Annotated in this window: 12 protein-coding genes and 1 pseudogene; 6 read left to right on the forward strand and 7 right to left on the reverse strand. The window is 67.1% G+C overall.

Annotation, left to right across the window (positions count from 1 at the left end):
• The 5 genes and pseudogenes from ACLN58_RS11250 to ACLN58_RS11270 form a co-directional block, all read left to right on the forward strand.
• A pseudogene (locus ACLN58_RS11250) lies at positions 1-242 on the forward strand (chromosome partitioning protein ParB); the annotation flags it as partial.
• A gap of 148 nt (positions 243-390) precedes the next feature.
• On the forward strand, positions 391-903 hold the full coding sequence (locus tag ACLN58_RS11255; RefSeq protein ID WP_415855347.1) for a hypothetical protein: 513 nt from the start codon (positions 391-393) through the stop codon (positions 901-903).
• On the forward strand, positions 900-2681 hold the full coding sequence (locus ACLN58_RS11260; protein WP_415855348.1) for a type IV secretory system conjugative DNA transfer family protein: 1782 nt from the start codon (positions 900-902) through the stop codon (positions 2679-2681). The genes ACLN58_RS11255 and ACLN58_RS11260 overlap by 4 nt, the downstream gene beginning before the upstream one ends.
• A gap of 82 nt (positions 2682-2763) precedes the next feature.
• Positions 2764-3222, forward strand: a complete 459-nt coding sequence (locus tag ACLN58_RS11265) for a single-stranded DNA-binding protein (RefSeq protein ID WP_415855349.1) — start codon at positions 2764-2766, stop codon at positions 3220-3222.
• A gap of 12 nt (positions 3223-3234) precedes the next feature.
• Positions 3235-3807 carry a hypothetical protein gene (locus ACLN58_RS11270; RefSeq protein ID WP_415855350.1) on the forward strand — a complete coding sequence of 191 codons (573 nt, stop codon included), beginning with the start codon at positions 3235-3237 and terminating at the stop codon, positions 3805-3807.
• 85 nt (positions 3808-3892) lie between these two features.
• Here ACLN58_RS11270 and ACLN58_RS11275 read toward each other — a convergent pair whose 3' ends face one another.
• The 6 genes from ACLN58_RS11275 to nrdH all read right to left on the reverse strand — a co-directional run bounded on the left by ACLN58_RS11275 (position 3893) and on the right by nrdH (position 9751).
• Positions 3893-4099, reverse strand: a complete 207-nt coding sequence (locus ACLN58_RS11275) for a helix-turn-helix domain-containing protein (RefSeq protein WP_415855351.1) — start codon at positions 4097-4099, stop codon at positions 3893-3895.
• A gap of 34 nt (positions 4100-4133) precedes the next feature.
• Positions 4134-5456 carry a tyrosine-type recombinase/integrase gene (locus ACLN58_RS11280; protein ID WP_415855352.1) on the reverse strand — a complete coding sequence of 441 codons (1323 nt, stop codon included), beginning with the start codon at positions 5454-5456 and terminating at the stop codon, positions 4134-4136.
• A gap of 365 nt (positions 5457-5821) precedes the next feature.
• Positions 5822-6799 (reverse strand): class 1b ribonucleoside-diphosphate reductase subunit beta, encoded by a 978-nt coding sequence (gene nrdF / locus ACLN58_RS11285; RefSeq protein ID WP_415855353.1) that lies wholly within the window; start codon positions 6797-6799, stop codon positions 5822-5824.
• A gap of 34 nt (positions 6800-6833) precedes the next feature.
• Positions 6834-8960 (reverse strand): class 1b ribonucleoside-diphosphate reductase subunit alpha, encoded by a 2127-nt coding sequence (gene nrdE, locus ACLN58_RS11290; RefSeq protein WP_415855357.1) that lies wholly within the window; start codon positions 8958-8960, stop codon positions 6834-6836.
• Positions 8961-8980: 20 nt separating this feature from the next.
• The gene (nrdI, locus tag ACLN58_RS11295) at positions 8981-9385 is read right to left on the reverse strand and encodes a class Ib ribonucleoside-diphosphate reductase assembly flavoprotein NrdI (RefSeq protein ID WP_415855358.1); all 405 of its coding nucleotides are present in this window, start codon (positions 9383-9385) and stop codon (positions 8981-8983) included.
• Positions 9386-9505: 120 nt separating this feature from the next.
• A complete protein-coding gene (gene nrdH, locus ACLN58_RS11300; protein WP_415855354.1) occupies positions 9506-9751 on the reverse strand; it encodes a glutaredoxin-like protein NrdH in 246 nt (81 codons plus the stop codon).
• Between the two features lie 417 nt (positions 9752-10168).
• Here nrdH and ACLN58_RS11305 point away from each other — a divergent pair, with 417 nt between their 5' ends.
• Positions 10169-11098, forward strand: coding sequence for a LysR family transcriptional regulator (locus tag ACLN58_RS11305; protein WP_415855355.1), 930 nt, complete (start codon positions 10169-10171; stop codon positions 11096-11098).
• On the opposite strand, the gene ACLN58_RS11310 is transcribed toward ACLN58_RS11305, so the two are convergent.
• On the reverse strand, positions 11058-11860 hold an 803-nt coding region (locus ACLN58_RS11310), incomplete at its 5' end, for an aldehyde dehydrogenase family protein (RefSeq protein WP_415855356.1). The genes ACLN58_RS11305 and ACLN58_RS11310 overlap by 41 nt on opposite strands.

Consider the following 11860-nt stretch of genomic DNA (forward strand, 5'->3'; position numbering starts at 1 on the left):
AGAAGCACGCCACCCATCCCCGCCCCGCACCCACACCTGCGGCGGCGGTGATGACGGTCCGGGCGTTCGTGCTGACCTGGGACGAGCTCGCGGGATGGTGGCAGCGCTGCGACCCCGCCGAGGTCGCCGCGGCCCTGACGGGCGAGCAATGGGAACGCTTCCAGCACACCGTGGCCGGCACGGTCACGTTCGCCGAGGCCGTCGCTGCGGCCCGCGCCAAGTCCGAGCCCCGCACCGCCTGACGACCGCGGGGCGAACGGGATCACCTGCACCAACCTCGGGCCGAATCCGCTTACAACGGTCGCTCGACGCGAGATCCACCCCCGGGGGAGTTCGCATCGGCACAATCAGCCGCATGGCCTGCGGCAGCCGGCGGCGCACCTAGCGGGCATGAAGAAGATCCACCATGATTCGGGACCGACCCTCATTCCGAACCTCGTCCTCGATGTCCATGCCGACGGCACCCTGACCGCGTCTGTGGACGGCGCACCATTGGATCCGCCGCCGTCCGCAGGGCCGTGGCATCGGTCCTCCCTCGGGCAGATCATCGACCTCGCCACCGGCGACCGCGCGACCCCTGCTCGAATCGACGTCCGCGAGAGCGACGGCACCGTGTTCACCGATTTCATCACCCCAGGCCCCCGCCGCCGCAACAAGGCCCTGGAAGCGCAGGCCGCCGTTGAGGAGGCGATCGGAACAGCCGACCCGCCTGTGTTCGCGACGATCGAGGAAACCGGGTTCCTTCCGGCGGAAGAGGTCGCGGTCGCCGTCATCGTCGGACACACCGATGCAGGCCCATCGGGGATGGCACAGGCCAAGCTCGACCCCGGACGCCTAGGAGCCGGCGAGGTCATCCTGCTCGGCCGGACCTCCGGCACACTCGTCATCAGGCGACTCGGGTGAGGGGGGAGGACCGGCAGGGGGGATCGGCCGCGAACGAGCTGGCCAACGTTGCGATCCTCGCCCTCGTCGGCCTGTTCGCCATCGCACTCGTCCTTCGGGCTGCGGGGGCGGTGGCGGCGTTCCTGACCGGCTCCCCGCAGCCCGCCTCCGGCATTGCCTCGGGTGTCGGGGTGCTGTTCCACCCGGGCGATCCGGCGGGGGCGCTAGGTGCGGACGGCCTGAACCCGATCGCCTACTGGGCCGTCGCCGGACTGCTTCTCGCCGGGCTCGCTGGTGCCGGGGCCTGGGTGTGGATCGCGGTACGGCGGCACTGTCGGCAGACGGAAACGGACCCGCGACGGATCACAGGAACGGCGACCGGTGCGGAAATCGCCCGGGCGGCGTCCGCGAAGGCCCTGCTGAGACGGGCCGAGAACATCCGTCCCGCGCTCGAGCGTCCCCGCCCCCACGACATCGGGTACCTCCTCGGGACGAGCCGGGGAAAGCAGGTGTGGGCCTCGGCGGAGGACTCGATCCTGCTCATCGGCCCGCCCCGCTCGGGCAAGGGCCTGCACGTCGTGATCAACGCGATCCTCGACGCACCCGGCGCCGTCGTCACCACGAGCACCCGGCCCGACAATCTCGCCGCGACCCTCGGGGCCCGCCGGCGCATCGGCCCCGTCGCGGTGTTCGATCCGCAGCATCTCACCGAGGGCCTCCCTGTCGGGCTCCGCTGGTCGCCGGTCCGCGGCTGCGAAGACCCTCTGACCGCCATGATCCGCGCGACCGGCCTCGCGTCCGCCACCGGTCTATCGGCCGGCGGCGTCGAATCCGGCGGGTTCTGGGAAGGAAAAACGCGCACGGTGCTCCAGGGACTCCTCCACGCCGCCGCCCTCGAACACCGATCGGCCGCTGAGCTGTTCCGGTGGACACTTGACCCCGCGGCCGCGGCGGACGCCGTCGCCATCCTGAACGGCAGCCCGTCCGCGGCGACCGGCTGGGCTGAGTCGCTGGAGTCGATGATCGACGCCGACCCCCGCACCCGGGACTCGATCTGGCAAGGGGTCTCCCTGGCGCTCGGCGCTCTCGCGGACCCCCGCGTCCTCGACGCCGTCTCACCGCGCGATGGCGAGGACTTCGACCCGGAGGCGTTCCTGACCGGACGCGGCACCCTGTACCTGCTCGCCACGGGGGCCGGCGCCGGTGCTTCAGCTGCCCTCGTCGCGGCGTTCGTCGAGGATCTCGCCGAGACGGCCCGCCGCCTCGCCGCCTCCTCTCCCGGCGCGCGCCTCGACCCACCACTGCTGCTCGCCCTCGACGAAATCGCCAACCTCGCCCCGCTCCCTTCCCTGCCCACCCTCATGGCCGAGGGCGGCGGCACGGGCATCACGACCATGCCGGTCTTGCAGTCCCTCGCCCAGGCCCGCGACCGGTGGAACGAGAACCAGGCCAACGCGATCTGGGACGCCTCCATCGTGAAGATCATCCTCGGCGGTGCCTCCAACAGCCGAGACCTCCAAGACCTCTCCGCGCTCATCGGCGAACGCGACGAATACACCGACGCGGTTACCATCGGCGACCACGGCTCCCGGTCCAACCAGCGCTCCGTCCGCCGCGTCCCGATCCTGCCGCCGGATCGCATCCGCACCCTCCCGTTCGGCGCAAGCATCACCCTGCTCCGCTCGGCACCCCCGATCATCGCCGACCTGAACCCGTGGCCGGCCCGCCGCGACGGCGCCCAGCTCAAGGCAGACCGGAGCGAGATCGAAGCCCTCCTGCGGCGACCGACAGGACCCTGATCCGCAACTACGGGGAGTCGCGGCGCACCTGCCCGACAAGGGCGACCCAATCCGAGTCGTCACCGATCAGGAAGGCAGTCCCATGGCGATCCACACACAGCAATCCGTCTCCGGGTTCATCGCATCCGAGCCGCAGCTCAGCCACACGGCCAAAGGCGACGCGAGGTTCTATGCCCGCATCGGCCAGGAGCACTACCGGCGCGAGGCCGACGGATCGTTCACAGAGCTCGAGCCGACGTTCCATGACCTCGTGGCCTACCGCGCCACGGCGGAGCGGGCGTACGAGCGGCTTCAGAAGGGCGACAGCTTCGTCGCCGAGGGGTACGCCCACACCTTCGAGCACGAACGCGACGGGCAGAGCGTCGAGAGCGAGGAATTCGTGGCCAAGAAGATCGGGCACAACCTCGCCCGAACCACTTACGAGGTCGACCGCACCCGCCGGGCACAGGCTGCCGCCGAACGCGAATCCCCAGCCACCGGCCCCCAGATGAGCGAGGCCCGCAGGGACCCGGCAAACGCCTCCTCGGCGCTCGGACTCTGAACGGCCACCGGGATGAGGGCCAACCGTGACACGGCACCCGAGCCGGACGAGCCAGAGCCCGACGACATAGGCGAGTACGGCGGCCCAGACTTGGCCGAGCCGCCGCACCCGATCAACTGGAACCTGCTCACCGCCGACGAAGCGGAATCCGAATGGCTGGAGCTTAACGCGTGGGTGAACTGGCTTCGCCACACTTATGGTCTCCCAGCCGCGGTGATTCCGCCGGCCTGGCACCGGCATCCCGAACTGGTCTGGGAACTCTCGGCGCTCCACCTGCACTGGCTCTGCGCCTATAACCCCGAGCAGAACGGCTCCGCACCGTTGGGGTGGCACCGCGACTTCGCCGAAGCCCGGCAGCGGCTGCGCGACTGGGTGGCCGTGTCCGGCACCCGCCTCGACCGCGACCGACCCACCCGGCAGACCGCCTGGCCAGGTGAAATGCCGGCAACACCCGTCGAGGACACCGTTGTCGCCAACCGCGACGACGACTTCGTTCAGTTCATGCTCGACGAGGTCCGCAAACGCCGCCACTCCGAGGATGCGTTCTATGCAGGCCTCGGCCCAGCCACCCAAGAACTGCCATGAACTAGGGCGTGTCTACTGCGCTCCCGCGCGGCGACGAAGACGAGAGGAGGCGAACCGTTCAGGTTCGCCTCCTCTCCCCCATTCGTCACTTTGCCGACGGTATCTCGCTGACCAGCCGCTCACGGAGCTCGTCGGGATCGACTCGGATCAGCCGTCCGACGCGATAGCCGCGCACGGTCCCGTCCGAGATTCGGCGCCGAAGTGTCTTGACGGATATCCCCAACTGCTCCGCGGCGTCGGCTAGTGATGCAAGCCTCAATCCTCGCTTATCCGGACGGATCTGAACTGCCATGGTGCTGCCCTCCTGTCGGCGATGTTTCCTCACCTCACAGGTGGCCATCGCTGACCGGCCGCGGCTCCCCCGCTCCCCTCTTCGCTGTCGCGATCCGGTCGGCAACACGGTCGCTCATCCGATCGGCGAGCTCGCGGTCGCGCGACATCGTGGCGTGCTGATAGCGGAGCACGACGCGAATGTCGGCGTGCCCGCCACGCCGCATCAGCTCGGCGAGCGTCGCCCCCTCCTGGGCGAAGATCGTCAAGCCCGTGTGGCGGAGATCGTGGAATCGGAACCTCGGCGGAAGGCCAGGGACGGCATCCCGCGCGTCCGCCCAGACGTATCCCCATCGTGTGTTCGACAGCGGAACGCTGCCACGGATGTTCGTTGGGATCAACGGGGACTTGGCCTCCGGCGCAACGTTGTCCCGCAGGTGCGCTTCGAGGCGGTCACGCATAATCCTCGGGACGCTGAGAGACCTTTTGCCGGCGTCACTCTTCAGCTCGCTCGAGTAGTCACCGGTGTTCGCGTTCAGTTGCCGGCGCACGTGCAGTGTGGCAGTACCGTCATCGTGCCACTCGATGTCCCTGCGTTGCAGTCCCAGACACTCGCCGCGCCGCAGCTGGCACCACGCCGCGAAAAGCACCATGATCGCCCACTGCTTCGGCGTTGCCGCGTACAGATCCTCGATCTGCTCCGGGCTTGCTACGTCCTCGCTGTCGTCGTGGTCGGCGTCATGCCGCACCGGCTGCTGCTTCGGAATCGAGATGTTCGGTGCGGCCGGGATGATTCCGTCACGCGCGGCCTGCCGCAGGATCATCATCAGGACGATCAGCACCGGCCGTGTGATGCCGTTGAACTTGGACCTGGGATTCAGCGGCGAGGGGATTGCGTCAAGGCGATCGGTCATCACGCGGATGCGCGCCTCGTCGATCCGGCGTACTGGAGTGTCTCCGAACTCCGGGATCAGGTAGCCGTCGACCTTGCTCTTGTACGAGCGGATGGTTCCGATGGCGCGTTTCTTCCCGCTGCGGTTCGGCTGGGTGCGTATCAGCGCGAGCCAGCGATCCGCGTACTCGGAGAAGCCTATGGACCGAGCCTTCTCCATTTCGGCCTCCGCTCGGCGACGAGCCGCGAGCACCGAAGGCGATTCCCACTCCTCGCGCGCGATCTTTGTGTGTACGCCGGCGAGCCAAGCGCGGGCATCGGTCTTCGTGAGGAACGTCAGCGGCTTGTCGTCCGCCGTTCGGGCCGTATATGTCTCGCCGTCCGGCGCCGGATACCGAGCCTGCCAGCGTCCGGATGGAAGCTTACGGAGACTCCCCCACGCTTCCCGCTTGGATGCCGATGTTCCTCTGGTGGTGGTGGCGCTCATCGTGTCCTCCAGTGGCCTCGAGCGGACTCGCGCGGGTCGCCGTGCCACTGCGTGCCATTCGAAGTCACCACCCCCCAAGATTCGGCTGTCACCTGGGCTTTCGCCCCGGAGACTGCCCCTCCTGTGGCACGCTGTGGCACGACGCCGGTGGCATACCGTGACCGGATTTCAGACGGACGACCACCCCGCTCTCGTCCGGAGGGTGCGCGCGTGCCACCCACGTGCCGTGTCGAACGGCTGCTGATGTCCATCTCTGGCCTCCTCTGTCCGTTGGGAGAAGGCACGAAAAGAGGCCCGGAACCGCAGAAACCTGCAGGTCCGGGCCTCCCATCAGCCCTTACGGGCGCCGGGCTGAGATCACTTTCTCAGAAGTCCCAGTCCTCATCCTCAGTGTTCACGGCCTTGCCGATCACGTAGCTCGACCCCGACCCCGAGAAGAAGTCGTGGTTCTCATCCGCATTGGGGGAAAGGGCCGAGAGGATCGCCGGGTTCACGTCCGTCACCGACGAGGGGAACATGGCCTCGTAGCCGAGGTTCATGAGCGCCTTGTTGGCGTTGTAGTGCAGGAACTTCTTGACGTCCTCGGACAGGCCCACGGGATCGTAGAGATCGTGCGTGTACTGGACCTCGTTCTCGTACAGCTCGAAGAGCAGCTCGAACGTGTAGTCCTTGATCTCCTGGCGCTTCTCCTCGGAGACCTTTTCGAGGCCCTTCTGGAACTTGTAGCCGATGTAGTAGCCGTGCACGGCCTCGTCGCGGATGATGAGCCGGATGAGGTCGGCCGTGTTCGTGAGCTTGGCCCGCGAGGACCAGTACATGGGCAGGTAGAAGCCCGAGTAGAACAGGAAGCTCTCGAGCAGGGTCGAGGCCACCTTGCGCTTGAGCGGCTCGTCGCCACGGTAGTAGTCCATGACGATGTGCGCCTTGCGCTGGAGGTTCTCGTTCTCGAGGCTCCACCGGAACGCGTCGTCGATCTCCTTGGTCGAGCACAGCGTCGAGAAGATCGACGAGTAGCTCTTCGCGTGGACCGACTCCATGAACGCGATGTTCGTGTACACGGCCTCTTCGTGCGGCGTGATCGCATCGGGGATGAGGCTCACGGCGCCGACCGTACCCTGGATCGTGTCGAGCAGCGTGAGGCCCGTGAACACGCGCATCGTGAGCTGCTGCTCCTGCGCGGTGAGGGTGTGCCACGACTGGACGTCGTTGGAGAGCGGCACCTTCTCGGGCAGCCAGAAGTTGTTCACGAGGCGGTTCCACACCTCGACGTCCTTCTCATCCTGGATGCGGTTCCAGTTGATCGCCTGGACGTGGTCGAGGAGCTTGAGCTTCTCGGGGGTCATGGGAGGTCCTTTCGAGCGGAACGAGAGTCAACTATCACAGCATGCAGCTGACGCAACCCTCCACCTCCGTGCCCTCGAGCGCGAGCTGGCGGATCCGGATGTAGTAGAGCGTCTTGATGCCCTTCCTCCACGCGTAGATCTGGGCCTTGTTGATGTCACGCGTCGTCGCCGTGTCCTTGAAGAACAGCGTGAGCGAGAGGCCCTGGTCCACGTGCTGGGTCGCGGCGGCGTACGTGTCGATGATCTTCTCGTAGCCGATCTCGTACGCGTCCTGGTAGTAGTCCAGGTTGTCGTTCGTCAGGTACGGCGCCGGGTAGTAGACGCGCCCGATCTTGCCTTCCTTGCGGATCTCGATCTTCGACGCGACCGGGTGGATCGAGGACGTCGAGTTGTTGATGTAGCTGATCGAGCCCGTCGGCGGGACGGCCTGAAGGTTCTGGTTGTAGATGCCGTGCTCCATGACGGAGGCCTTGAGCGCACGCCAGTCGTCCTGCGTGGGAACGTTCACGTTCGCCTCGGCGAAGATCTCACGCACGCGGTCGGTCGTGGGCGCCCACTCCTGCTCGGTGTACTTGTCGAAGAACTCCCCCGACGCGTACTTGGAGTTCTCGAAGCCACCGAACGCGTGGCCGTGCTCCTGCGCGAGCAGGTTGGACGCCCGCAGCGCGTGGAACAGCACGGTGTAGAAGTAGATGTTCGTGAAGTCGAGGCCCTCTTCGGAGCCATAGTGCACCCGCTCGCGGGCCAGGTAGCCGTGCAGGTTCATCTGGCCGAGGCCGATCGCGTGGGACTTCGAGTTGCCCTCCGCGACCGAAGGAACCGACTGGATGTCGCTCATGTCGGACACTGCCGAGAGCGCGCGGATGGCCGTCTCGATGGAGAGCCCGAAGTTCGTCGAATCCATCGTCTTGGCGATGTTCATCGACCCGAGGTTGCACGAGATGTCCTTGCCCACCTGGGCGTATGTGAGGTCCTCGTTGTAGATCGACGGCGAGGACACCTGCAGGATCTCCGAGCAGAGGTTGCTCATGGTCACCTTGCCGGCGATCGGGTTGGCCCGGTTCACCGTGTCCTCGAACATGATGTACGGGTAGCCCGACTCGAACTGGATCTCCGCGAGGGTCTGGAAGAATTCGCGCGCGTTGATCTTCGTCTTCTTGATCCGCGAGTCGTCGACCATCTCGTAGTACTTCTCGGTGACCGAGACGTCGGAGAATGGCATGCCGTACACGCGCTCCACATCGTACGGGGAGAACAGGTACATGTCCTCGTTCCGCTTGGCGAGCTCGAACGTGATGTCCGGGATCACGACGCCGAGGGAGAGCGTCTTGATGCGGATCTTCTCATCCGCGTTCTCACGCTTCGTGTCGAGGAAGCGGTAGATGTCCGGGTGGTGCGCGTTGAGGTACACGGCGCCGGCGCCCTGCCGCGCGCCGAGCTGGTTCGCATAGGAGAACGAGTCCTCAAGGAGCTTCATGACCGGGATGACGCCCGAGGACTGGTTCTCGATCTGCTTGATCGGGGCGCCGTGCTCGCGGATGTTCGTGAGCGAGAGCGCCACACCGCCGCCGCGCTTCGAGAGCTGGAGGGCCGAGTTGATGCCGCGCGCGATCGACTCCATGTTGTCCTCGATGCGCAGGAGGAAGCACGAGACGAGCTCGCCGCGCTGCTTCTTGCCCGCATTGAGGAACGTCGGGGTCGCCGGCTGGAAACGCCCGGCGATGATCTCGTCCATGATCTGGGTGGCCAGCTGCTCGTCGCCGCGCGCGAGGTGGAGGGCCACCATGCACACACGGTCCTCGTAGCGCTCGAGGAAGCGCTTGCCGTCGAAGGTCTTCAGCGTGTACGACGTGTAGAACTTGAACGCACCAAGGAACGTCTCGAACCGGAACTTCTTCTTGTACGCGCGGCTGAAGAGCTCGCGGATGAAGTTCATCGTGTACTGGTCGAGGGTCTCGCGCTCGTAGTAGTCGTTCTTGAGCAGGTACTCGAGCTTCTCATCCAGGTCGTGGAAGAACACCGTGTTGGTGTTGACGTGCTGGAGGAAGTACTGCCGCGCGGCGTAGCGATCGGCCTCGAACTGGATCTTGCCGTCCTCGCCGTACAGGTTCAGCATCGCGTTGAGCTCGTGGTAGCCCAAGCCCTTGTACTTCGCGGGCATTTCCTTGGGGTCCGCAGCCGCTACTGCGGGTTCTGCGACAGTCGTGTCCAAAATGCGTCCAATCCTTCGGTGACCCGGGCCACGTCGTCGGGCGTGCCCATGAGCTCGAATCGATAGAGATGAGGGACTTTGCACTTGACGGCGACGATGTCACCCGCCGCGCAGTAGTTGTCCCCGAAGTTCGTGTTGCCCGCGCTGATGACCCCCCGGATGAGGGACCGGTTCTGCGGATCGTTGAGAAACCTGATGACCTGCTTCGGCACCGAGCCGGCTCCCCCGGTCCCGCCGTACGTCGGGACGATGAGCACGAACGGCTCCGTAGCCCGGAGCGGCGGTTCATGCGGGTGGAGCGGGATGCGTGCGGCGTCGAGGCCCAGCTTGCCCACAAACCGGTGGGTGTTGCCGGAAACGGACGAGAAGTAGATGAGTCGGCTCGAGGCGAGGCGGGGCTCGGGCTGAGCGCCCGATGCCGCGGCGCCTGCCGCGGCCGTGACCAGCGAGGTCACCTCAGCACCCCCTGCGAGAGAGAAGCGGACGACGGCGGGTCAGGCCACCGCGGACGAGGACGCCAGGGCGAGCTCTTCGATCTTGTCGGGGCGGAAACCCGACCAGTGGCCACCATCGGTGACGACAACGGGCGCCTGCATGTAGCCCATGGACTTGAGTCGCTCAAGGGCCTCCGGGTCCTGGGTGACGTCCACGCTCTGGTAGGCGATGCCCTTCTTGTCGAGGGCACGGTAAGTAGCGTTGCACTGCACACAAGCAGGCTTCGTATAAACCGTGACGTTCATGGTTCCTTCCCTCCTGGAAGACTTGCTGGCTTCGGCCCGTTGTGGGCCCCCCATTCGGCCGCAGCCTTCCCCAAGTGGATCGGACTGCCCGGCGTGCTCTCCACACTACATGTAGTGGTGGGTGCCGCCGTGGACCCCAAGATGATGTCTTACAAGTATGTCATTCTTAACGTTCGGAGTCCACACTTACTGCACAGTAAACACACACCGACTCCCGCGAAATTCCGCCCTTTTCGCCCCCTCTTCCACAGGCTGTGGAGGGCTGGATGCACACCCAAAAATTTTGCGTGTCGTTCATCTCACGGCGTGTCGCGTGTCGGCGCGGCGGCCTCGACGCCCGCCCTTCCGCGCGTGTCGTAGTCTGAGATCCCTCTCCCCCGCACGGAACCACACCGCCCCACCGAAGGAGCCGCCCCGATGGTGAACCCTGTCCACCTCCAGACGCTCCTCGAGGTCGTCCGCCAGGGCTCGTTCGCGGCCGCGGCGCAGCGGCTCGGCTACACGGCCTCCGCCGTGTCGCAGCAGATGGCCGCCCTTGAGCGCGAGACGGGGGTCCAGCTGTTCGTCCGCTCGGCCAAGAGCGTGACGCCCACCGAGGCCGCCGTCGTCATGACGCGCCACGCGACCAAGGTGCTCACCGACATCGACGCGCTCAAGGCCGCCACGGCCCGCGCAGCGGAAGCCGCCGGCCGGCTCCTGCGCCTTGGGATCTTCCCGAGCCTCGCGACGTACGTCCTCCCCGCCGTCGTCCGTGGCGAACCGTGGCGCCGCCTCGGCCTCGATCTCCACGTCTCGGTCGCCGAGCCGGGCGAGACCATCCGGGGGCTCCTGACGGGAGGCGAGCTCGACGTCGCCCTCGTCTACCAGGTCGGGCAGAGCGGCCTCGCATGGCCGCACACCATGGACCGCCAATGGATCGGGGACGATCCCTTCCGCGTGGTGCTCCCGGCCTCGTGGGGAATTGCCGACGGCGCGCAGGTCACGTCATCGCAGCTCAACGGCATGCCGTGGATCGTCCATCATCCCGGCGCGGCCGATGCGGCCGTGATCGACCGCCTCTTCGCGAGCTGCGGCCTCGAGCCGCGCGTCGTGGTCTACAGCGACGACTTCAACGCGAGCCTCGGCCTCTCCTCGGCCGGGCTCGGCGCCGCGCTCATCCCGGAACTCGCGCTCCGGTCCCGCCCGGCCGGGGTCGTCGTCGTCGACGTCCCCGAGATCCGGCTCGCACGCAATATCTTCGCCCTGCGCCCCGGCGGATCGTCCGACACGCAGACCGGGCTGTTCCTCGACCTCGTCGCGGAAACGCTCAAAGGCCTCGGTGGCGCCGCCGCTGCAGCGCGGCGCTGACCCGGGCGCTGGCCCACGCTGGCACGGCCGGCAATCGCGGCACGATCGGCAGGATGAGCCCGCGGGCAAGCGCGTCCTTGACCCGACCGTGCGGCGGGTAGATGACCGCGAGGGTGTCCGGGGCGAGCGGCTTGTCGAGCACGGCCTTCACGTGGGAGAACGTCCGGAACGAGTCCTCGCCGTGGTAAGCACCCATGCCGCTCGCCCCGACCCCGCCGAACGGGAGGCCCGGCACGCCGAGATGCAGCGCGGGAACCCCGAACGCGAGGGCGCCTGAACTCGTCTCGAGCTCGAAGCGCCGGCGCGTGGCCGGGGACTCGCTGAAGACGTAGAGCGCGAGCGGCTTGGGCTGCGGCCGCAGGTACGCGAGGGCCGCGTCCTCGTCGTCGACCGCGAGGAGCGGCAGAACAGGACCGAAGATCTCCTCCCGCATGAGCGGTGAGTCGGCCCGGGCCCGCACGAGCGTCGGCTCGATCCAGAGGCTCGCGCGATCGGTCCGCCCGCCGCTGATCACGTCCTCGCCGGCGAGCAGCCCGCGCACCCGGTCGAAGTGCCCGGAGTCGACCATCCGCAGGCCGTGGCCGTCCCCGAGTTGCTCCGCGATGGCAGCCTGCAGCGCCGGGGCGAGTGCCTCAAGGACCGCGGGAGGCCCCAGCACGTAGTCAGGCGCGACGCACGTCTGGCCGCCGTTGAGGAACTTGCCCCAGACGATCCGGCGCGCGGCGGCAGCGAGCGGGACCGTCGCGTCGACGTAGGCGGGCG

It is taken from the genome of Sinomonas sp. G460-2 (genome assembly GCF_047759905.1).
Lineage (GTDB): Bacteria > Actinomycetota > Actinomycetes > Actinomycetales > Micrococcaceae > Sinomonas.

Bases quoted from the DNA above. Each gene is read 5' to 3' on its own strand.
- ACLN58_RS11255 (WP_415855347.1), top strand. From the start codon at position 391: ATGAAGAAGATCCACCATGATTCGGGACCGACCCTCATTCCGAACCTC.
- ACLN58_RS11265 (WP_415855349.1), top strand. From the start codon at position 2,764: ATGGCGATCCACACACAGCAATCCGTCTCCGGGTTCATCGCATCCGAG.
- ACLN58_RS11270 (WP_415855350.1), top strand. From the start codon at position 3,235: ATGAGGGCCAACCGTGACACGGCACCCGAGCCGGACGAGCCAGAGCCC.
- ACLN58_RS11275 (WP_415855351.1), bottom strand. From the start codon at position 4,099: ATGGCAGTTCAGATCCGTCCGGATAAGCGAGGATTGAGGCTTGCATCA.
- ACLN58_RS11280 (WP_415855352.1), bottom strand. From the start codon at position 5,456: ATGAGCGCCACCACCACCAGAGGAACATCGGCATCCAAGCGGGAAGCG.
- nrdF (WP_415855353.1), bottom strand. From the start codon at position 6,799: ATGACCCCCGAGAAGCTCAAGCTCCTCGACCACGTCCAGGCGATCAAC.
- nrdE (WP_415855357.1), bottom strand. From the start codon at position 8,960: ATGCCCGCGAAGTACAAGGGCTTGGGCTACCACGAGCTCAACGCGATG.
- nrdH (WP_415855354.1), bottom strand. From the start codon at position 9,751: ATGAACGTCACGGTTTATACGAAGCCTGCTTGTGTGCAGTGCAACGCT.
- ACLN58_RS11305 (WP_415855355.1), top strand. From the start codon at position 10,169: ATGGTGAACCCTGTCCACCTCCAGACGCTCCTCGAGGTCGTCCGCCAG.